Origin of the sequence: Clavibacter sepedonicus, assembly GCF_000069225.1 — a bacterium.
GTDB classification, from domain to species: Bacteria; Actinomycetota; Actinomycetes; order Actinomycetales; family Microbacteriaceae; genus Clavibacter; species Clavibacter sepedonicus.
The window spans coordinates 3,166,516-3,187,276 of the sequence record NC_010407.1 but is presented as its reverse complement, the minus strand read 5'-3'; the positions used below and the strand labels follow the sequence as shown (position 1 = coordinate 3,187,276).

Sequence of the window (20,761 nt, the reverse complement as noted above, 5' to 3'; positions counted from 1 at the left end):
GTCTACACAACACCCGAGGCTGCGTTTGCGTCCTCGAGGCGATGGCGCTCCTCGTGCTGAACCGCCGCGTGGGCGCCGTGGTGCAGGGCCCGGGCCGCTGGAACGTCTACGACCCGCGCATCATCTGCTGCCGCCTCAACGGCCCCGGCCGCTCGGACCACTTCCGCTCCCTCACCCAGCTGCCCCGCGCAGCCGAGCCGGTCTCGGCGTCACTGGCCGCGCGCCACGCATCGGCCGCTCAGCGCACGCGCATCGCCGAGCTCGCAGTGGATCTACGCCACCTCGACTTCCTCGCCGTCGATATCGAGTGTCACCACCTGATCCTCGAGGCCAGCGGCAACGACATGTTTTGCGCCCTCCGCGAGGCGATCACGGAGATCCATACCGGCCGCACGCACCAGAGGCGGATGCCGCGGATGCCGCGGCGGCATGCGCTCAAGACCCATGAGCAGGCGGCGGATGCGGCCCGCAACGGCGAATCGGCTGGGGCGGAGATGATGTCGCTGCTGGCGAGGTCAGCAGAACACTCAAATAAGGAGCTTTTCCCGATGGCCGCGTTAAGTCATGCCCCTTCATGGGGGCTGCAAGCAAACAATGGGGCAGTCAAGCCAATCACACATGCGGCAGTAAGGAAGCCACCCATCTTGGCGACAAAAGCCGAAAATTGACGGGGCTTTTCCGCGCGTAAGCAGGCGCCCTGCCTGCTACCAAACGTTAGTAACGCGCCAAAGCACCTCCCGGAGAACAACGCTTCCACGCCGAAGTCTCGGAATGACGTATTCCTCGACAACACTTTCGTTCTGTTCTACGCCAATCCAATTACGACCCAAGCGCTGAGCAACGACAGCGGTTGTTCCCGATCCCAAGTAGTAATCTAAAACCGTATCGCCTGGATCGCTACCAATTTTAATTATTCGCTCGAGAAGCTTCTCCGGTTTCGGTGTGTCAAACACCGGCCCGCCCGGAAAGTCCCTAAGTAACTCCTTTTTTGCACTCGCAGTATCTCCCACCTCGTCTGCGGTCCAGATCGTGAATGGTGCAAGGCCTCCGCTTTCGCTTTCGTATCGCTTCAACCGAGGTTTACCAGCACCCCCCCTAGGCCAGTAGACACGGCCGTCACGAACAAGTTCCTCCAGACGCATCTTGGAAAAAGTCCAGCATCGGCCTGGTGGTGGATCATGGCGTGCGCCACTGGGGGTAACTACCGTATAAAACTGATTTTGAGTAGCATGACCTGCCTGCACCGACATGGGAGCAGATCGCCACGGCCCGCGGGGATCGTTATCGGGATTGGCAAATGTGCCTTGGTCAGGGAGCCCATGGCGAACGCGCTTCCATGACTTCGGTCCACTCAAAGCATAAACGTGTATATAGTCGTGCATCGAGCTGAAGGCCTTGCGATTATCCCGGCTCTTGCGCTTTTGCCAAATTATCGTAGAGACGAAAGCCTCGCGCCCAAACACTTCGTCCATGACGACTCGAGCGCGGTGTTGCTCGGAGTCATCTAGGTGCAACCACACGCTTGCGTCTGGCGCTAGTAGCGGTATAAGCGCAGTTAGGTGACCACGTAATTCAGAAATCCATTCATTAGAATCACGCTTGTCGCTGTAGTGTCGAAAAGTTTCTCCAGTGTTGTAGGGAGGGTCGAGGTAGCAAAGTTTGATACTTTCAAGCCGCTCGGGATCGGCATGCAGTACCCGAAGGGCCGAACTTGCGTCGCCCACCATCAGTGCTCCAGCAACGGCTATGTGAGTAGCGGGCACCTCGTTTTGCTCAGGCGCATCTTCTATTGGTTTGGCATCGACCTCGACTGCGCGATCCAGAGGAAGCACACCTTGATCGTCTGCCGCAACATGTTCGGTCGTCATGCTTAGCCCCATGTCAAGACACTATACTACTGATCTCATCGCTAGCAGGGCCAGCGCACGAGTTTAGAAGATTGCGATCCTGGCCTGGTCGAGTAAGTCGTGGCTGGTGAGGCGTTGTGTGCATCCTCCAACCCAGCAACGGTGCTCGCAGGGCAGGGCGACGTGCTGGGGTTCTAGGGCGCTCAATGTTAGGACAACATAGGCGCGAAGCGCACTGTCGGTCGCTTGGCCGGGGCGGAATCGAATCACGTAATTGGAGCGAAATAATTAACGACGAGTCTGGCATGAGGCCAATTCACTACCTGGGTAATAAGACGCGCTATTTAGCTGAAATTTCGTCCGCGGTAGAGAGCGTCGCTTCGCCCGGTAAAGTTGCGGTAGACCTGTTTTCCGGCAGTGGTGTTGTCGCACGCTCACTTGCGCAGGAGCGCCCAGTGCTCGCATCCGATGTTCAGCATTATTCAGCGATTCTCTCCTCGGCTCTTTGTAAGTCGCGTCACCAAGACATGCTTTACGCAGCCCCAATTATTAGCAAGGCAACCGACTGGCTTGGTTCTCTTGGTAACGAGCTCACTGACCTTCTGAAGTACGAAGACGACGCGCTTGCATCTGTGAGTCAAAACCCTGACGCGTATGCAGACTATGTCGAAAAAGGCATAATTGCGAGCGGCGACTTGAAGACATCCGCCTATTCGAGACTCTTATCGCGAGCGGCATCTGTTTTGGAGGCGGCGGGAGGGACGGTATCGCGGTACTACGGAGGGGCATATTTCTCTTTTCGGCAAGCTTTAGAAATTGATGCACTATCCGCGGCAATAAAGTATGAGCGTTCAAGTCCAGGCGGCGACACATTTTTGGCTGCCCTGTTGGGTAGCGCAAGTGACAGCGTTGGGACCGTGGGCAATCACTTCGCCCAACCAATGCGTCTCAGAGACAGGGTTGGTGTCCTCAAGATGGCCGCTATTCAGCGTAGCGTGGCCAACCGAACCGCATCGGCCTTTAACTTATTCGAAAAGAAATTATCACAATATAACGATTTAACACCGACGGCATACGAATGCACCACAGCAGTCGGCGATTATCGAGACATCCTTTCTGCCTTAAAACGAAACACAAGTGTGATTTACGCCGATCCGCCTTACACGCGCGATCACTACAGTCGTTTTTACCACGTCCTTGAGACGATTGCGCTTGGTGATGATCCCGGAGTTGCAAGTGCGCCCGGATCAAGCTCCCCCAGCCGCGGGCTGTATCGCAAGGAGCGGCATCAAAGCCCGTTTAGTATTCGCTCTCAGGCTTCAAAGGCCTTCGAGGATCTCTTTAGTTTGGCGCGACAGAAAGAGGCAGCAATTGTACTGTCGTACTCGCCCCAGGGACAGGGGACCAAGGCTCGGCCAAACACGCGCTTGATCTCGATCGACGAACTCGTGCAAATCGCTAAGGTGCACTTCGCTAAGGTAGATGTTATGCGCATTGAAAAGTCAGTGCATAGTAAGTTCAATGCAACGCGTTTTAACGGAGTCGCTGCCCCTCAGGCCGAAGTAATGATTAGCGCAAGTCTCTAGGCGTCGGGCAGGGTTGCTTGAAGTAGCGGGAGGGACGGGATGGCGCGCCTTAGTTCTATGCCCGTGCATCGCACTTTGCGCATTCTATCTATCCGATTAGGCCCTGTGGCGTTTAGATACGCATCTAATTCACTATGCACGGATTGCGATGGCATTACCAAAGAGTAAACAATTTGATCATTGTCGATCTTAACAAATACTGCGATCGGTCGTCCCGTTGGCGGGTACTCGAGCCCCCGCGCTGCGGATAATTCAAACCGGTAATTTTGGCTTTTAACGACTACGGACTTGCGGCTTTCTGCATCACCGAGTTCGCCAGATGCAAGAACTTGTTGAAAGAGAAGCTGTCGCGAGTGTACGGCTTGTACGCCAAAAAACGATTCAAAGCTAGCTCGGTTAATGTTGACTTGACTCCACCTATTTCCTGATTTCGGAATTTCGGTAATGAAGACGCTGGCGCTGTCGGAGACGACTTTGTCCGGTTCGGCGCTGACCACTCGGGCGGCCTCGTGCTTCAGTCTACGCTCGCTTCCGCTATTATTCGCTACCCGGGCGAGGACATCTGGATCGTCGAGGTTGCGAATATTTGCTGCTTGGTTCTGAAAGAATTGCGAAATTTGGCCAAGCGCTGTGGCTTCGTCTTCATTTTGAATACGGATTGCAGTGAAGGCTTCCCAGTTTGACAACAGGCCGCCCCTAGTCAGATTCCCCGAACCTACTATGAGCGACGTGTGTGTGACGTGCTGGAACCACGCGAATTTCGGGTGGAAAAGTGAAGACGTCGGGTTGACGAGCGCCTCCACTTGCAAGTGTGGGTGATCTGCGGAAAGCTGCTGCAGCTTTCTGATCGCGGCGACGTCGGTGATGGCGTCCGTACCGACGATCAAACGAAACGTTCTGAGCTTAAGCAGTTGGGCGATTTCTGGATCGCTAAAAAATGCTGTCGCTCCATATGTCGTGGTCCAAGCGAATACTCCACCTCCGCTTACGGCCCCGCGGGCTTCGAGTGATAAGGCCCGAAGAAGCGTTTCGCTTTGATCGCTGCCATGCTGGAAAGTGAACACCTGGGCTCCTAGTGGTGGTGGGAGCTTGTCCGTGGTAACGCTCCACTCTGAGGGTGCCGATAAGTATCGAAAGTGTCAAGGACCAGAGCCTGACGCTCTGCGCCCCAAGATACTTGCAATCTGGTCATGGCCTGGACGCAATAGAGGCGCCTAATGGAGCGAGTGACGGGAATCGAACCCGCGCTATCAGCTTGGGAAGCTGAAGTTCTACCATTGAACTACACTCGCGCGACCGGCCTCGGGCCGGGTCGAGACCACAGCCTAGCAAGACTCCGGCCGGGCACCGCCCAGCGCCGGTAGGCTCCTGCCGTGCTCCTCTCCGACCGTGACATCACCGCCGAGCTCGACGCCGGACGAGTGGCCCTCGACCCCTACGACCCCGGGATGCTGCAGCCCGCGAGCATCGACGTGCGCATCGACCGCTTCTTCCGGCTGTTCGACAACCACAAGTACCCCTACATCGACCCCGCCGAGGACCAGCCCGAGCTGACCCGCCTCATCGAGGCGAAGCAGGGGGATCCGTTCATCCTGCACCCGGGCGAGTTCGTCCTCGGATCCACCTTCGAGATGGTCACCCTGCCCGACGACGTCGCCGCCCGCCTCGAGGGCAAGAGCTCGCTTGGCCGCCTGGGGCTCCTCACGCACTCCACCGCCGGCTTCATCGACCCCGGGTTCTCCGGGCACGTCACCTTGGAGCTCAGCAACGTCGCGACGCTGCCCATCAAGCTCTGGCCCGGCATGAAGATCGGCCAGCTGTGCTTCTTCCGCCTGTCGTCGCCCGCCGAGAAGCCCTACGGATCCGGCGAGTACGCCTCCCGCTACCAGGGCCAGCGCGGCCCGACGGCCTCCCGCTCGTACCTCAACTTCCAGCACACCGACGTGACAGTGACGGACGCGGGGCAGTCGGGCGAGTAGCCCTTCGCGCCACCTCTGCGGCACGCTCCTCCGGGTAGGCGCCTGGCCGGCGGCGCCATCGTGAGCGACGCCGGAGACCGGCGGCCGTCTCGCTCGGGGATCTCGAGGAGTCCTGTGGACAGGGCGGGCGCGAATGCCTTCCTTCCGGTGACACTTCACCGACCGCAATCCAGGAGGGCCGCCGATGAACGCAATGTGCCGCGCGCCGTCGACGCTGATCGCGTGCGCAGCCGTGATCACATCCTTGAGCCTCTCTGGATGCACGGACCTCGACACCGCCTCCGCACCGCCTCCTGATTCGTCGCCGACGTCATCGCCTGCGGCAGAGGGGCCGAGCGACGACACCCGCTTCGCCGACATGGACGCCCGTGTGGCTGCGACGTACCCCGTCCGTGAGTCCACTGGCACTTTCACCGGCGACCAGAATGGCGTCCTCACGCTGCGTCCTCCAGGCGACCCTGCCACGACCAAGGTCGTGATGATGCTGACGTGCACTGGCTCCGGGACCTACTGGATCGACGTCGAACAAGCCAAGCCCAACCGCGTCGGAGCGACATGCGGTGATTCGGGAACCAGCATCGCTGCAGTCCCTCTCGACGACCCCACCGCCAGCACGACCCTGGACGTCAGCATCCCGAACGGCAGCCGGTACTGGCTGACCACGTACTACACGACGAAGTGAGGATCATCATGCGCGATTGGACCCGGCTCACCCGGCCCGCCATCACCATCGGCGTCACCGCGGTCCTCCTCGGCGGTGGCACTGCCGCCCAGGCCGCAGACGTCACGCCGGACTCTGAATGCGCCGGCGACGGTCCCGACATCAGCGTCACCGATGTGGTCGACACCTACATTCCCGGAGACTTCCGGGCGTACGGAGACGGCGGCGCGGTCCTGACGATCGCCGCAGGGCAGAGCAGCACCGCCAAAGCGGATGTCTCCGTCTCAGGCACTCTGAGCGCCGACGCAGTCGTCGCGTCCGCCTCGGTCACCGCTGGGGTCACCCTCGGCGTATCGGAGACCGTCTCGCAGCAGGCGTCAGCGTCCTACACGGTCCCTGCTGACCTCAACGGTCCCTGCTGACCTCAACGGTCAGTACATCGAGCTCGGCGCTGCGGGAAAGTCGTTCTCCTGGAGTTCCTCCACGTACAACCGCGCCTGCGCTCTCGTCGACCACCAGTCGGGCTCCAGCACCGCCCCCTCGGCCAACCCGTACTTCAGGAAGAGCTGGTAGCTGACTTCATCTCCGACGATAAGGCGTGGCCCGGGATGAAGATCGGCCAGCTCTGCTTCTTCCGCCTGTCGTCGCCGGCCGAGAAGCCCTACGGATCCGGCGAGTACGCCTCCCGCTACCAGGGCCAGCGCGGCCCCACCGCCTCCCGCTCGTACCTCAACTTCGTGCACACCGACGTGACGGTGACGGACGCGGGGCAGTCGGGGGAGTAGCCGGTCTCGCGGCATCTAGCTGTACCCGGCCGTGACGTTGGTGACACTTCTGGCGGCGTGAAGAGGCCTCCTGGCTTGATGGAGCTGTTCAGTTCAACCATCGCCAGGAGGCCTCGATGTCCCACGGTAATGCTCGTCTGACGGTTCACGGGAGGGTTCTCCTCGTGCGGCGGGTGGTGGAGGATCGTCGGCCGGTCGCGCACGTCGCGCGGGAGCTGGGGGTGTCGCGGCAGTGCGCGCATCGATGGGTGAACCGGTTCCGTGCCGAGGGGCTGCGAGGGCTGACGGATCGGTCATCGCGGCCCCGGTCAGTACCGAGGCGAACGAGCCCGGAGCGGGAACGGGCCGTGCTGGAAGCGCGGGCCCAGTTGCGGGCGGGTCCTGCGCGGCTGGCGCCGGTGACAGGTGTTCCATCCCGTACGATCTCCCGCATCCTGCGCCGGCACGGGGCGCCGCCGTTGGCATGGTTGGACCCCGTCACCGGGGCCGTGATCCGGGCATCCCGGTCAACGGCGCACCGGTATGAGCACGAGCATCCGGGTGATCTGATCCACGTGGACGTGAAGAAGCTCGGGAGGATCCCGGACGGAGGCGGCTGGCGGGTCCACGGGCGCAGCGAGCAGGTCCGCGGCCGCGGGATCGGGTTCGATTACGTCCATGCCGCGGTCGATGACCACACCCGTCTCGCCTACGCGGAGATCCATCCCGATGAGAAAGGCGCGACCGCGGCCGGGTTCCTGACCCGCGCAGCGGCGTACTTCGCCGGGCGCGGGATCACCCGGATCGAGCGGGTCATCACGGACAACGCGTTCGCCTACCGGCACTCGACCGTGTTCAAGAACGCCGTCCAGGACCTGGGCGCGCGGCAGAAGTTCATCCGCCCGCACTGCCCCTGGCAGAACGGCAAGGTCGAGCGCTTCAACCGGACCCTCGCGACCGAGTGGGCCTACCGGCAACCCTTCACCAGCAACCAACACCGGGCCGACGCGCTTGACCCCTTCATCGAGCACTACAACACTGAACGAATCCACTCAAGCCACGGGCTCACGCCCGCGGCCCGAGTGTCACCAACGTCATGACTCAGTACACCTAGGCTCGTGCCCATGAGCGCCGAGACACCTCCGACCGGGATCCGCACCGACGAGCTGGACCAGGGGGTGCGCCCGCAGGACGACCTCTACCTCCACGTGAACGGGCGCTGGCTCGACCGCACCGAGATCCCCGACGACAAGGCCCGCTGGGGCTCGTTCCACCAGCTCGCCGAGGCGGCCGAGGAGGCCGTGCGGGTGATCATCGAGGAGGCCGTCGACGCCGAGCCGGGCACCGAGGAGCGCAAGACGGGCGACCTCTTCACGAGCTTCATGGACGAGGAGCGCGTCGAGCGGCTCGGCGTCGAGCCCATCCGCGACCACCTCGACGCGGCCGCAGCGGTCACCGACGTGCCGTCGTTCCTGCGCACGCTCGGCACCCTCGAGCAGACCAACGTCTCGGGCCTCCTCGGCCTCTTCGTCGACAACGACCCGGGCGACCCCGAGCGCTACGTCGTGCAGATCGAGCAGGGCGGCATCGGCCTCCCCGACGAGAGCTACTACCGCGAGGAGGGCCACGCCGCGATCCGCGACGCGTACCGCGCCTTCGTCGAGCGGATGCTCGGCCTCGCCCAGCTGGACGACCCCGCCGGCCGCGCCGACCGGATCCTCGACCTCGAGACCCGCATCGCCGCCTTCCACTGGGACAACGTCCGCACGCGCGACAGCCAGGCCACCTACAACCTCGTCACGTGGGCCGAGCTCCGCGAGCTGGTCGCGACGGCGGCCGGCGCCGACCTCGACGTCTGGCGCGACGCCCTGGAGGCACCCGCCGCCGCGCTCGACGAGGTCGTGCTCCGCGAGCCGAGCTTCGCCGAGGGCCTGGGCGCGCTGCTGACCGAGGCCGAGATCCCGGCGCTCCGCGACTGGCTGACCTGGCAGGTCGTCCGCTCCAACGCGGCGCTGCTGCCGCGCCTCTTCTCCGAGGCGTCGTTCGACTTCTACGGCCGCACGCTCACGGGCGCGCCCGAGCAGCGCGTGCGGTGGAAGCGCGGCGTCTCGCTGGTGGAGGGATCCATGGGCGAGGCCATCGGCCGCATCTACGTCGAGCGCCACTTCAGCCCCACCGCGAAGGCCGAGATGGACGTGCTCGTCGGCCACCTCGTCGAGGCGTACCGGCGGTCCATCTCGGGCCTCGAGTGGATGACCGGCGAGACGCGCAGCCGGGCGCTGGAAAAGCTCGAGAAGTTCACCCCGAAGATCGGCTTCCCCGACAAGTGGCGCGACTACTCGGCGCTCGAGATCGACCCGACGGACCTGGTGGGCAACGTGCGCGCGACCGCCCGCTTCGAGACGCGCCGCGAGCTCGCGAAGATCGGCGCCCCGCTGGATCGCGACGAGTGGTTCATGACGCCGCAGACCATCAACGCGTACTACAACCCGGGCTTCAACGAGATCGTGTTCCCGGCCGCGATCCTGCAGTTCCCGTTCTTCGACGAGGCGCGGGATCCGGCCGCGAACTACGGCGCGATCGGCGCGGTCATCGGCCACGAGATCGGCCACGGCTTCGACGACCAGGGCTCGCGCTACGACGGCGACGGCCGCCTCACCGACTGGTGGACCCCGGCGGACCGCGCGGCGTTCGAGGAGCGCACGGCGTCGCTCATCCAGCAGTACGACGCGCTCGTGCCGGCGCAGCTCACGGGCCCCGACGCGCCGCACGTCAACGGCGCGCTCACCATCGGCGAGAACATCGGCGACCTCGGCGGCCTCTCCATCGCGTGGAAGGCGTACCTGCTGTCGCTCGACGGTGCCGAGCCGCCCGTGATCGACGGCCTCACGGGCGCCGAGCGCTTCTTCCTCTCCTGGGCGCAGGCCTGGCAGCAGAAGGGCCGCGACGCCGAGGTGCAGCGCCTGCTCGCCATCGACCCGCACGCGCCGAACGAGTTCCGCTGCAACCAGATCGTCCGCAACATCGACGCGTTTTACGACACGTTCGGCGTGGAGCCGGGCGACGGCCTCTGGCTCGACGAGGAGGCCCGCGTCACCATCTGGTGACGCGCCGCGCGATGGCCGCCGCCGGCGAGGATCCGCGACGCCGCCCCCGGCACACCGGGGGCGGCGCGGCGCGGCACGCGGGGCAGGAGCCGACCGACGGCTTCCGCTCCCCCTTCCGCGCCCTCGGCGGCCTCGCCCTCGACGGGATGCGCGTCGCCGCCCGCGCCACCGACCTCGACTCCGGCGACGTCGTGCTCTCGGTCGACGACCACGTCGCCCTCCCCGCCGCGGGCCTCGGCCGCGTGCTCCTCCTCGTCGAGCTGTCCGCGCGCATGACCGGCGGCGACCTCTCGCCCCTGCACCCAGTGGATCGCCTGTCGGACGACGAGGGCGGCACCGCAAGCCTCTGGCGCCACCTCGTGGTGCCGTCGCTGCCCGTCACGGATCTCGCCTCGCTCGTCGGCGCGACCGGCGACGCGGCCGCCACCAACGCGCTCCTCGGGCTCGTCGGCCTCGACGCCGTGCGCACGCGCGCCGAGTCGCTCGGCCTCCGCCGCACCGCGCTGCTCGACATGGCCCGCGGCACCCGCGGGCCGGACGACGCCCCGCAGCTCTCCGTCGGATCCGCCTGCGAGCTCGCGTCGCTCTTCGCCTCGCTCGTGCACGGCGAGGTGGTCGACGAGGAGACGAGCACGCGCGTCGTCGGCTGGCTCGCGCTCAACACCGACCGCTCGCTGGTCGCGGCGTCCTTCGGGCTGGATGCGCCGGTGGGCCGCGGCGGCGAGCACGGCATGGCGCTGGTCGACTGCACGGGCGTCGACGCGGGCGTGCGTGCCGAGGCGGGCGTGCTCCGCGGGCCGCGCGGCGCGGTCGCCTACGCCGTCATGGTCCACTTCGACGACGCGGACCTCCGGGCCCGCCTCGCCGTCCGCGACGCCCTGGGCGTGGTCGGGCTCGACCTGCTGGAGCACGTGCACTGAGCCGCGCGGATCCTCCGCGCCCTGCGGTCGTGGATCCGCCCGGGCGTAGAGTCGGATGTCGCCCGCCACCCCTCCCGGGCGACGGAGGAGACCCCCACGATGACCGGCATGAATCCCGCCACCGCCAAGCGCCTCGCCCGCGACGACGTCGCGCCGATGTACGCGGAGGTGGACGCCGCGATCGCGCGCGCCGAGATCCCCGGCACCCCGGAGTGGCAGGAGAAGGTCCGCGGCCGCATCGTCATGGTGCGCCACGGGCAGACCGAGTGGAGCGTCAACGGGCGCCACACCGGCACGACCGACATCCCCCTCACGGAGACCGGCGAGGAGCAGGCCCGCGCGGTCGGCGGCGTGCTCGCGGGCACGGAGTTCGGCCTCGTGCTCGCCAGCCCGCGCTCGCGCGCGCAGCGCACGGCCGAGCTCATCGGCTACGGCGACCAGGCCGAGGTCGACGACCGGCTGGTCGAGTTCGACTACGGCGCGTACGAGGGCCGCACGACCGCCGACATCCAGTCCGAGCGCGGCCACTGGGACCTCTGGACCGACGGCGTGCCCGCGGGCGACACCCCCGGCGAGACGTCCCAGCAGGTCCGCGACCGCGTGCTCCAGGTGCTCGACCGCGTGCTGCCCGTGCTCGAGTCCGGCCAGGACGTGCTCCTCGTCGCGCACGCGCACGTGATCCGCGCGCTCGCCGTCGCGTGGGTCGGCCTGCCCGCCGAGGCCGGCGGGATCCTCACGCTCTCGACCTCGACGCTCAGCGAGCTCGGCTTCGAGCACGGCCGCCACGCGATCATGCGCTGGAACTGCCCGGCCGACGGCTGGGCGCCGTCGCCCGTGGGCGGCAGCCGGTAGCGCCGCGGCCGCCGGGAGCGCCGTCGTCGCGCGGCCCGGCGCCCCGGCGCGGTTCCGATCGCCCGGCGCGGTCGTGCACCGGCTCCCCCCGCGTAGGATCGCCCCTCGTGGCACAGAAGAAGAAGCGCACCCGGCAGGCCCCTCCATCCGCAGCACGCACCCGCCCGGGATCGCCCGCGAATCCCCGCTCCGGCAACCCGGCGAAGGTGCGCACGGCCACCGCGCGCGACTGGATCTCCGGCGCCCGCATCCGCACCCTCCCGCTCGCCGTGGCCCCCGTCGCGATCGGCGCCGGAGCGGCCCGCGCCATGGGCCCCGACGAGGGCGTCTCCCTCGGCCTCGCGCTCCTCTGCCTCGCGGTCGCGGTGCTGCTGCAGATCGGCGTGAACTACGCCAACGACTACTCCGACGGCGTCCGCGGCACCGACGACGTGCGCGTCGGCCCCGCCCGCCTCACCGGATCCGGCGCCGCCAAGCCCCGCACCGTGCTCACCGTGGCGCTCACGTTCCTCGGCCTCGCCGCGGTCGCCGGCCTCGCGATCGTGCTGATCACCGGCCACTGGTGGCTGCTCGCGGTCGGCGCCGTCGCCATCGTCGCGGCCTACTTCTACACCGGCGGCAAGCGCCCCTACGGCTACGCGGGCCTCGGCGACGTCGTCGTGTTCGTGTTCTTCGGCCTGGTCGCGACCGCGGGCACGCAGTTCATCCTCATCGGCATGATCACGGGCGAGGGCTGGCTGGGCGGCGTCGCGGCGGGCGGATTCGCGTGCGCCGTGCTCATGGTCAACAACATCCGCGACATCGAGCAGGACGGCAAGGTCGGCAAGCGCACCCTCGCGGTGCGGCTCGGCCCGCGCGGCTCGCGCATCGTCTACTGCATCGAGGTCGCGATTGCCTACGCGGTCGTGGTCTTCTTCTTCCTCTTCTACCCGAAGGCGCTGCTGGTGCTGTTCACGCTCGTGCTGGCGCTGCCGGCCGCGATCATCGCGTGCACCGGCCGCACCCCCAAGGAGCTGATTCTGTCGCTCCAGCTCACGAGCATGGCCGCGCTCACGTTCGGCCTGGGGCTCGGGGCGGCGTTCGCGTTCTGACCTCGATGGATCCCGCCTTCGTCCAGGCGCTCGACGCCGACCACGAGACGTGGCCGACCGACGACCCGCGGCTGCTCGCGCTGCGACAGCGGTCGGGGGCCCGGCGTCGCTCGGTCCTCGTGGTCGACGCGGCGCTCGAGGCGTGGTGGGCGGGGCGCCGGGCGGCGGATCCCGAACGCGCGGCCGCCGCGCTCGCGGCCCGGGTGGCGCGGGCCATCGAGGAAGCCGGGCCCGGGGAGCGGTACCTCGTGCTCGACGGCGGGCGCCTCACGCCGTCGACGCGCACGACCCCGCCCGCGGTGCGCGACACGGCTCCGACGACGGGCGGCCGCCGGGTCGCCTACGTGCCGATCGAGCGCGACGGACCACCGGACCCGGCCTGACGCGCGCGGGTCAGCTGCGCTCGGCCTCGCCGTCGACGCGCGGGGCGGCCGCAGCGATGTCCGGGGTGCCGGCGCCCGGGGTGCCCGTGGCGCCGGTCGCGACGTCGGCGGATCCGGCCGCGCGCACCCGGCGCTCGGCCGCGTCCACCGCGGCGTCCTCGGAGTCGTCGTCCTCCACGGGCTTGCGGCGCCCGGCGGCGACGGCCGCGAGATCCGCCGCCATGGCCTCGCGCTGCTTCCGCAGGAAGATGTAGGACCCGCAGAACGACACCACCGCGCCGATGATCGCGGCGAGCGGCCAGAAGTCCGGGCTCACCGCGACGACGAGCCCGAACGGGACGGCGAACAGGAGGATGCGGACGACGGTGTAGACGAGCCAGTAGCGACGGGAACTCACCGGGCCAGCATAGGTCGGGCGCCTGGGCGGGCCCCTCGCCCCCACAGGCCGCCGCCGCCCAGCCGGGGCGCGGCCGGCGCCCTCGTCCCGCTCGCCGGACGCCCGGCGTCCTCCCCGGTTGCGGAGCTACCATCTGTAGATGCCCCGCCTGTTGATCGGTCTCGCCGTCGTGATCGTGTTCTTCACGGTCTTCGTCATCGTGGACACCTCCCTGACGCCGCGGACCCGCATGCGCGGCCTCCCGAAGCCCGCGTGGATCGCGGTGGTCGTCCTGGTGCCCCTCATCGGCGGCATCCTGTGGCTCACGATCGGCAAGGACCGCACCGACCTCGCGCGCGCATCCGGCCGCCGGCTCGGCCCCGACGACGACCCCGACTTCCTCTCCGGCCTCGGCCGCACCCGGTCGGAGGAGGAGCGGATCCGCCGCCTCGAGCAGGAGCTCGCTGACCTCGACAGCGACGGCACGGGCCCCGACGCCGACGGCCCCACGAGCGCAGGGGGGACGGGCACGGCCCCGCGCCCGAGCCCGGACGGCGACGACGACCGCGGCGCGCCCGGTCGCCGGGACGCCTGACCCGGTGGCCGCCGCCGACGCCCTCCCGACCTCGTCCGCCTCCGCTTCCGCTTCCGCGGACGGGCCGCGCACGGGCAACCCGTCCACGGACCGCGCCATCGCGATGCTGCTCGCGCTCGTGCGCGAGGGCGTCACCGACGTGGTGCTCTGCCCCGGTTCCCGCTCCCAGGCCCTCGCGCTCGTCGCGGCCGAGCTGGAGCGCGTCGACGGCGTGCGCCTGCACGTGCGCATCGACGAGCGCGCCGCCGGGTTCCTCGCGCTCGGCCTCGGCGTCGAGTCCGGCCGGCCCGCGCCCGTCATCACGACCTCCGGCACGGCCGTCGCGAACCTGCATCCCGCCGTGCTCGAGGGCTGGCACTCGGGCGTCCCGATGCTGCTCCTCACGGGCGACCGTCCCGCGGAGCTCCGCGGGATCGCGAGCAACCAGACCACGCGCCAGCCGGGCATGTTCGGCGACCGGGTCGCGTGCATCGACGTGCCCGCGCCCGAGGAGACCGACGACGACCTGGCGCGCGACGCGCTCCTCGCCCGCGACGCGTACCGCCGGGCCCGCGACGAGCGGACGCCCGTGCACGTGAACGTGGCGTTCCGGGATCCGCTGTCCGTCGCGGTGCCGGATCTCACCGAGGCCGTCGCGGAGGTGCGCGCCGCCGCTCCCGCCACGCCTGCGCCCGCCGGGCCTGCCACCGCCGACGTCCTCGACCTCCCGCACGGCCCGCGCACGCTCGTCGTCGCCGGCCATGCCGCGGGCGAGGCCGCCGAGGAGCTCGCGCGCGCCGGCGGCTGGCCGCTCGCCGCCGAGATCTCGAGCGGATCCCACTTCGGCCCGAACCTCGTCGTCTCCTTCCGCGAGCTGCTCGCCCGCGAGGGCTTCGGCGACCGCGTCGAGCGCGTGATCGTGTTCGGCCACCCGACCCTCACGCGCGAGGTCCCGCTGCTCGTGGGGCGCGAGGACGTCGAGGCGATCGTCGTCGGATCCACCGGCGGCGAGGACTACGACCCCCGCCACCGCGTCACCGCCCATCCGGCCGCCGTGCGCGTGGTCGGCGAGCCCGCGGATCCGGCCGAGGCCCGCCGCTGGCTCGGCACGTGGGTGCACGAGAGCCGCGCGATCCTCGACGAGGCGACCGCCGCCGAGTCCGCGCCGCTCCTCCCCTCGGGCACGACGCCCGCCGAGCGCCGCGACTTCGCGCGCGCCGAGCTCGCCGCCGTGCGCGCCGACGTCACCCGCCGCCACCTCGTGCGCGCCCTCTGGCAGGCCACCTGGCCGCACGACCGGCTCGTCCTCGGGGCGTCGCGCCTCATCCGCGAGGCCGACCGGGCGCTCCCCGGCAAGCGCGTGCGCGTGCACGCCAACCGCGGCCTCGCCGGCATCGACGGCACCATCTCCACCGGCCTCGGCATCGCGCTCGCCTCGCAGGCGGGATCCGGGAGCGCGGCCGCCGGGATCACGCGCGTGCTCGTCGGCGACCTCACGCTCCTGCACGACGTCGGCTCGCTGCTCATCGGCACGGGCGAGCGCGTCCCGCGGATCCAGGTGATCGTCGGCAACGACGGCGGCGGCACCATCTTCGACGGCCTCGAGGTGTCGCGCACGGCCGCGCCCGCCTCCATCGACCGCGTCATGTTCACACCGCAGCGGGTGGATCTCGCGAGCCTCGCCCGCGCCTACGGCTGGGCGCACCTGCGCGCCGCGACCCACGGCGAGCTGGAGGCGGCGCTCACGACCGCGTCCGAGGCGCCGCTGCTCATCGAGGTGCCGCTGGCGCGGTAGCGGATCCGCCCCGTCGGGTGCCCGATCCCGGGCTCACGCCGGGATCGCGCCGCGCCACGTGCGCAGCGCCCGGCGCTCGGCGTCGGTGAAGCCGACCGCTTCCAGCAGCCCGTCGAGGTCGACGCCGTCCATCGCGTCTTGGAACGCCGCCTCGCTCGTGGTGCCGCGCTCGGCCAGGAACGCCTCGATCGCGGGCTCCATGTCGGGCTGGCCCGAGTTCGCCGACCGCTCCGGGCCCAGGCGGATCGCCTCCAGGTAGTCGTCGACGATCTCGTCCGGCTCGGCGCCCACCGCGAGCAGCAGGAGCAGGGCGACGAGGCCCGTGCGGTCGCGCCCGGCGCCGCAGTGAAAGAGGACGCCGCCGGCGGGGGCCTCGAGGATCGCCCGCAGCGCGGATCCGGCGCGCTCCGGCAGCTCGGCGAGGTGCGGCAGGTAGTAGAGGGGCGTGCCGACGAGGCCGGTGTCCCAGTAGGGCACCCAGAAGTCCGGGTGGTCGTCGAGGCCGTCGAGGTCGACGTGCGCGACGTGGATCCATCCGGGTCGCGGGTGCGTGTCGCGGGCGCGCTCGCCGGGCTGGCGGAGGTCGAGCACCGTGCGGAAGCCGAGCTCGCGCACGCGCTCCCATCCGGCGTCGGTGATGAGATCGGCGTCCTCGCAGCGCGCGAGGACGCCCGTCGGGGTCGTGCCGCCGTCGCGGAGGCGGATGCTGCCGAGGTCGCGGCCGTTGACGAGGCCGTCGATCGGGAGGGTGCGGTCGGATGCGGTCATCGACCGAGTCGACCACGGTCGCCGACGCATCCGCATCATCCTCCCGACCCTCAAACGGATGTTTGACAGTGGTGCCCGCGGCGTGGTCGGATGGCGCGTGCCCGCCGAACAGAACGACCTCCGCGACCTCCGCGTCATCGCCCACCCGCTGCGCCTGCGCCTCCTCTCGCTCTGCACGCGGTCGCCCGTGAGCGCCTCCGAGGCCGCGCGCGAGCTCGGCGAGACGCAGGCTAACGTGAGCTACCACCTGCGCCGCCTGCGCGAGGCGGGGCTCCTCGAGGAGGCGGGCGTCGAGCGGATCCGCGGGGGAGCGGCCAGGCGCTACCGGCACGTGCCGGCGAGCGGGGAGCGGCTCGCGACCGTCGCCGACGGCGGGCTCCCGCTCGTGGCCGCCGCGCTCGCCGCGGAGCTGACGCGTCGCGCGGCGCTGCACGCGGAGGGGACGCGGCCGGTGATCACGGATGCGGCGCTCACGGTCTCGACGGGCACGTGGATCCGCGTGCAGGATCTGGCCCGCGAGCTCGGCACCGTGCTGCACGACGACTCGGCGCGCCGGCCGGGCGACGAGGACGTGGCGGTGAGCGCGACGGTGGCGCTGTTCCGCACGGCGGCGACGCCTGCGCCGACGTCCGCGGATCCCGTCGCGTGAGCGCCGCCGCGCCCGCATCCGCATCCGCATCCGCGTCCGCGTCCGCCCGCACCGGCTACCTCGCGATCCTCGCGCTGCCCGGCGCGCTCCGCGTCTTCCTGCCCGCGATGCTCGGCCGCCTCTCGTTCGCGATGGTGTCGCTCGCGCTGCTGCTCCTCATCCAGTCGGCCAGCGGGTCCTTCGCCGCTGCAGGCATCGCGACCGGTGCCTTCGGCCTCGCGAACGTCCTCGCCTCGCCCATGCGCGCCCGCCTGGTGGATGCGCGCGGCCAGCGCCCCGTGCTCGTCGCCCTCGCGCTCGGTCACGCCGCGGGGCTGGTCGCGCTCGTGGCGGCGGTGCGGGCGGACGCGCCGGCGGCCGTGATCGTGGTGGTCGCCGCGACCGCTGGCCTCCTCCTCCCGCCGCTCGGCGCCGCCATGCGCGTGGTCTGGGCGGCGCTCGTGCCCGATGTGCGGATGCGGACGCGCGCCTACAGCCTCGACGCGGTGGGAGAGGAGATCGTGTTCACGGTCGGGCCGCTCGTGGTCGGCACGCTCGGCATGACGTCGTCGCCGCTGTCGCGCGCGCAGGGGCCGCGAGCCGATCCCGAGCACGCGAGGACGCGCACCCGCGCCCGCGCGTCGGATCCGCTCCGCCAGCCCCTCGTGGTCCCGCTGCTCGTCACGCTCGTGGGCGTGGGCGCCGTGCTCGGGGCCGTCGAGGTCGCCGCCGCCGCGCTGGCCGAGCGCGCGGGATCCACGGCGCTCGCGGGCCCGCTCCTCGCGGCGTTCGCCGCGGGCAGCGCGGTCGGCGGGCTCGCGTACGGGACGCGCGCGTGGCGGGTGCCCGCGCGGATCCGCCTGGTCGTGCTCGCGGCCGCCATGGTCGCCGCGACCGCCGTGCTCGCGCTGGTCGCCCTGCGCGTGCCCGATGCGCCCGGCCCGCTCGCGCTCGTCGCGGTCGCCGTGCTCCTCGTCCCCGTCGGCCTGTTCCTCGCCCCCGCGATGGCCACGGGCTACCTCCTCGCCGACGAGCAGACCGCCGCCGAGGTGCGCACGGAAGCGTCGGCGTGGGTCAACACGGCCGTGAACACGGGCGTCGCGCTTGCGGCGGCCGGGGTCGGCGCGGTGGTGGACGCGGCCGGGCCCGTCCCCGGGATCGTCGCGGGCGCGGTGGCCGCGCTCGTCGTGGCGGGGATCGCGGCGCCGTCGCTGCTGCGGCGACGCGCGCCCGCGGAGCAGACCTAGCCCAGCGCCTCCACGACGGGCCGGAACTTCATGGCCGTCTCGGCGCGCTCGCGCTCCGGGTCGGATCCGGCGACGATGCCCGCGCCCGCGTGCGCGACGATGGCGCCCGACGGATCCACCTGGGCGCCGCGCAGCGCGATGGCCCACTCGCCGTCGCCGTCGGCCGCGACCCAGCCGATCGGCCCGGCGTAGCGCCCGCGGTCGGTGGGCTCGAGCTCGGCGATGAGCTCCAGCGCGGCGGCCGTCGGATGCCCGGCGACCGCGGCCGTCGGGTGCAGCGCGCCCACGAGGTCGAGCGACGAGGATCCGTCGCCCAGCGTGCCCGTGACGTCGCTCGCCAGGTGCCACAGGTTCGGCAGCTTGAGCGTGAAGGGCGCGTCCGTCGTGGAGAGGTCGCGGCTGTGCGGGCGGAGCGCGTCGAGCACGCTGTCGCGCGCGAACGCGTGCTCCTCGTTGTCCTTGGGGCTCGCGGCGAGCCCGGCCGCCGCGGCGGCGTCGGCCCGCGCGTCCGCGCCGCGCGAGACCGTGCCGGCGAGCACGCGCGCGCCGACCGTGCCGCCGCCGACGCGCACGAGCGTCTCGGGGCTCGCGCCGATGAGGCCGTCGACCGCGTAGGTCCAGCAGTCCGGGTAGCCGAGCGCGAAGCGGCTGAGGGCGAGGCGCAGGTCGCCGCCGAGGGGGAGGCGGCCGACGAGGTCGCGCGCGAGCACGACCTTCTGCACGTCGCCGGCCGAGATGGCGGCGACGGCGCTCGCGACGGCCGCCTCGTAGTCGTCGGGGCCCATGGACCCGGGGCGCAGGTGCAGGCGGTACTCGGCGCCGGAGTCCTCCGGCACGGGGAGGGAGCCCACCGCCAGCGCGTCGAGCGGGGAGGCGACGTCGCCGTCCTCCTGGTCGGCGAGCCGGATCCGCGTCACCCACGACACCCCGTCCCGCCGCCCGACGACGACCCGCGGCACCACGAGCACGCTCGCGGCCGCCGAGTCGTCCGCGAACGCGAAGGCGCCGAACGCGATGAGTCCCGTGCCGGGGATCCCGAGCGGATCCGTCACGGTCGCGGCCGCGGCGACCTCGCGCCAGGCGGCGGCGGCGTCGCGCACGCGGTCGGGACCGCGGAACTCCAGCCGGAGGGCCTCGCCGATGCCGCCCATCCCGGATCCGTGCCGGAGCCACAGGAGCGGGTGCCGGGCGTCGATGAGGGGGACGAGCCGGGCGATGGAGTCGACGGGGGTGGTGTCGACGAGGAGCGCTCGGACGCGGGATGCGGTCACGGATGCCAGCCTACCGCCGGGGATCCGGGCCTCCCCGGGACCGCGGTGGCCCCCGACGTACCCCGCGCCGCGCTCGTCCGCCCCCGTCCTCTGATCGGCCGCTGGGCATCCGGTCGCCGCCCATCGCGTGCCCAGCGCGCGCGAATAGACTGGACGCGTGATGCGAGCAGACCTCAGCAAGAAGCCCGGCCAGGTGTCGGCCATGTTCGACGAGGTCTCGAGCGCCTACGACCGGACGAACACCCTCCTCTCGGTAGGGAACGACCAGCTGTGGCGCGTCGCCACCACGCGGGCCGTCGCCCCGGTCGCCGGGGAGCGGATCCTCGACCTCGCCGCCGGCACCGGCACCTCGAGTGCCGCGCTCGCCGCATCCGGGGCCCACGTTGTCGCCGCCGACTTCTCCGAGGGGATGCTCGAGGTCGGCCGCCGCCGCCTCGCCGGCGACGACCGGGTCGAGTTCGTGCACGCCGACGCCACCGACCTCCCCTTCGACGACGACTCCTTCGACGCCGTCACCATCTCCTTCGGCCTCCGCAACGTGGTCGAGCCGCGGAAGGGCCTCGACGAGCTGCTCCGCGTGCTGAAGCCGGGCGGCCGCATCGTCATCTGCGAGTTCAGCACCCCGCCCGTGCCGCTCGTGCGCCGCGGCTACGACCTCTACATGAAGGCCGTCGCCCCGTCGCTCGTGAAGCTCGTGAGCTCCAACGCCAGCGCGTACGAGTACCTCAACGAGTCGATCCAGGCCTGGCCCGACCAGGAGACGCTGAGCTCGTGGCTCCGCGCGGCTGGATTCGCGTCGGTCGAGCACCGTAACCTCACTGCGGGGATCGTGGCGCTGCACCGCGGCGTCAAGCCCGCCGGCCGTCACGCCGCTCCCCGTCCCGCCGCGTCCTGACCGCGACTGAACCCCCA

Annotated in this window: 21 protein-coding genes, 1 tRNA gene and 1 pseudogene; 17 read left to right on the top strand and 6 right to left on the bottom strand. The window is 69.9% G+C overall.

What is annotated here, in order from left to right; all coding sequences use genetic code 11:
- The first annotated feature begins 41 nt into the window (after positions 1-41).
- Positions 42-668, top strand: coding sequence for a FadR/GntR family transcriptional regulator (locus CMS_RS14940; protein ID WP_223842675.1), 627 nt, complete (start codon positions 42-44; stop codon positions 666-668).
- 36 nt (positions 669-704) lie between these two features.
- Here the strand turns inward: CMS_RS14940 and CMS_RS16845 are convergent, their stop codons facing one another.
- Positions 705-1,868, bottom strand: a complete 1,164-nt coding sequence (locus CMS_RS16845) for a site-specific DNA-methyltransferase (protein WP_158309453.1) — start codon at positions 1,866-1,868, stop codon at positions 705-707.
- A gap of 284 nt (positions 1,869-2,152) precedes the next feature.
- Between CMS_RS16845 and CMS_RS16840 the strand changes: the two genes are divergently transcribed.
- The gene (locus tag CMS_RS16840) at positions 2,153-3,433 is read left to right on the top strand and encodes a DNA adenine methylase (protein ID WP_158309452.1); all 1,281 of its coding nucleotides are present in this window, start codon (positions 2,153-2,155) and stop codon (positions 3,431-3,433) included.
- Here the strand turns inward: CMS_RS16840 and CMS_RS17235 are convergent.
- Positions 3,430-4,497, bottom strand: coding sequence for a phospholipase D family protein (locus CMS_RS17235; RefSeq protein ID WP_012300246.1), 1,068 nt, complete (start codon positions 4,495-4,497; stop codon positions 3,430-3,432). The genes CMS_RS16840 and CMS_RS17235 overlap by 4 nt on opposite strands.
- Positions 4,498-4,651: 154 nt before the next feature.
- Positions 4,652-4,725, bottom strand: a tRNA-Gly gene (locus CMS_RS14930).
- 81 nt (positions 4,726-4,806) lie between these two features.
- On the opposite strand from CMS_RS14930, the gene dcd reads away from it, so the two are divergent.
- The 10 genes and pseudogenes from dcd (at position 4,807) to CMS_RS14885 (ending at position 13,190) form a co-directional block, all read left to right on the top strand.
- Positions 4,807-5,412 carry a dCTP deaminase gene (gene dcd / locus CMS_RS14925; protein ID WP_012300245.1) on the top strand — a complete coding sequence of 202 codons (606 nt, stop codon included), beginning with the start codon at positions 4,807-4,809 and terminating at the stop codon, positions 5,410-5,412.
- A gap of 184 nt (positions 5,413-5,596) precedes the next feature.
- Positions 5,597-6,094: a hypothetical protein gene (locus CMS_RS14920; protein ID WP_041464774.1), complete on the top strand. Its 498-nt coding sequence runs from the start codon at positions 5,597-5,599 to the stop codon at positions 6,092-6,094.
- Positions 6,095-6,102: 8 nt separating this feature from the next.
- Positions 6,103-6,495 carry a hypothetical protein gene (locus tag CMS_RS14915; protein WP_012300243.1) on the top strand — a complete coding sequence of 131 codons (393 nt, stop codon included), beginning with the start codon at positions 6,103-6,105 and terminating at the stop codon, positions 6,493-6,495.
- A gap of 171 nt (positions 6,496-6,666) precedes the next feature.
- Positions 6,667-6,858, top strand: a pseudogene (locus tag CMS_RS16835) (dCTP deaminase); the annotation flags it as partial.
- Positions 6,859-6,974: 116 nt separating this feature from the next.
- Entirely contained in the window at positions 6,975-7,937 is a 963-nt protein-coding gene (locus tag CMS_RS14910) for an IS481-like element IS1121 family transposase (RefSeq protein ID WP_012297689.1), read from the top strand.
- Positions 7,938-7,961: 24 nt separating this feature from the next.
- Positions 7,962-9,944 (top strand): M13 family metallopeptidase, encoded by a 1,983-nt coding sequence (locus CMS_RS14905; RefSeq protein WP_012300241.1) that lies wholly within the window; start codon positions 7,962-7,964, stop codon positions 9,942-9,944.
- An 11-nt stretch (positions 9,945-9,955) separates the two neighbouring features.
- The gene (locus CMS_RS14900) at positions 9,956-10,864 is read left to right on the top strand and encodes a serine hydrolase (RefSeq protein ID WP_012300240.1); all 909 of its coding nucleotides are present in this window, start codon (positions 9,956-9,958) and stop codon (positions 10,862-10,864) included.
- 108 nt (positions 10,865-10,972) lie between these two features.
- On the top strand, positions 10,973-11,716 hold the full coding sequence (locus CMS_RS14895) for a histidine phosphatase family protein (RefSeq protein ID WP_407637317.1): 744 nt from the start codon (positions 10,973-10,975) through the stop codon (positions 11,714-11,716).
- 107 nt (positions 11,717-11,823) lie between these two features.
- The gene (locus tag CMS_RS14890; protein WP_041464772.1) at positions 11,824-12,807 is read left to right on the top strand and encodes a 1,4-dihydroxy-2-naphthoate polyprenyltransferase; all 984 of its coding nucleotides are present in this window, start codon (positions 11,824-11,826) and stop codon (positions 12,805-12,807) included.
- Between the two features lie 5 nt (positions 12,808-12,812).
- Positions 12,813-13,190 carry a hypothetical protein gene (locus tag CMS_RS14885; protein WP_012300237.1) on the top strand — a complete coding sequence of 126 codons (378 nt, stop codon included), beginning with the start codon at positions 12,813-12,815 and terminating at the stop codon, positions 13,188-13,190.
- Between the two features lie 10 nt (positions 13,191-13,200).
- Here the strand turns inward: CMS_RS14885 and CMS_RS14880 are convergent, their stop codons facing one another.
- A complete protein-coding gene (locus tag CMS_RS14880) occupies positions 13,201-13,587 on the bottom strand; it encodes a DUF4229 domain-containing protein (RefSeq protein WP_012300236.1) in 387 nt (128 codons plus the stop codon).
- A 139-nt stretch (positions 13,588-13,726) separates the two neighbouring features.
- On the opposite strand from CMS_RS14880, the gene CMS_RS14875 reads away from it, so the two are divergent.
- Both CMS_RS14875 and menD read left to right on the top strand, forming a co-directional pair.
- A complete protein-coding gene (locus tag CMS_RS14875) occupies positions 13,727-14,161 on the top strand; it encodes a PLD nuclease N-terminal domain-containing protein (protein WP_012300235.1) in 435 nt (144 codons plus the stop codon).
- Positions 14,162-14,165: 4 nt separating this feature from the next.
- Complete coding sequence (gene menD, locus CMS_RS14870) at positions 14,166-15,935, top strand: 2-succinyl-5-enolpyruvyl-6-hydroxy-3-cyclohexene-1-carboxylic-acid synthase (protein ID WP_012300234.1); 1,770 nt, start codon at positions 14,166-14,168, stop codon at positions 15,933-15,935.
- Positions 15,936-15,968: 33 nt separating this feature from the next.
- Here the strand turns inward: menD and CMS_RS14865 are convergent, their stop codons facing one another.
- On the bottom strand, positions 15,969-16,703 hold the full coding sequence (locus CMS_RS14865) for a tyrosine-protein phosphatase (protein ID WP_041464771.1): 735 nt from the start codon (positions 16,701-16,703) through the stop codon (positions 15,969-15,971).
- Between the two features lie 97 nt (positions 16,704-16,800).
- On the opposite strand from CMS_RS14865, the gene CMS_RS14860 reads away from it, so the two are divergent.
- Together CMS_RS14860 and CMS_RS14855 are read left to right on the top strand one after the other, a co-directional pair.
- Complete coding sequence (locus tag CMS_RS14860; protein WP_041465115.1) at positions 16,801-17,352, top strand: ArsR/SmtB family transcription factor; 552 nt, start codon at positions 16,801-16,803, stop codon at positions 17,350-17,352.
- Positions 17,349-18,578, top strand: coding sequence for an MFS transporter (locus CMS_RS14855; RefSeq protein ID WP_012300231.1), 1,230 nt, complete (start codon positions 17,349-17,351; stop codon positions 18,576-18,578). The genes CMS_RS14860 and CMS_RS14855 overlap by 4 nt, the downstream gene beginning before the upstream one ends.
- On the opposite strand, the gene CMS_RS14850 is transcribed toward CMS_RS14855, so the two are convergent.
- A complete protein-coding gene (locus tag CMS_RS14850) occupies positions 18,575-19,849 on the bottom strand; it encodes an isochorismate synthase (protein ID WP_012300230.1) in 1,275 nt (424 codons plus the stop codon). The genes CMS_RS14855 and CMS_RS14850 overlap by 4 nt on opposite strands.
- A 160-nt stretch (positions 19,850-20,009) precedes the next feature.
- On the opposite strand from CMS_RS14850, the gene ubiE reads away from it, so the two are divergent.
- On the top strand, positions 20,010-20,744 hold the full coding sequence (ubiE, locus tag CMS_RS14845; protein WP_041464770.1) for a bifunctional demethylmenaquinone methyltransferase/2-methoxy-6-polyprenyl-1,4-benzoquinol methylase UbiE: 735 nt from the start codon (positions 20,010-20,012) through the stop codon (positions 20,742-20,744).
- The last annotated feature ends 17 nt before the right edge of the window (positions 20,745-20,761 follow it).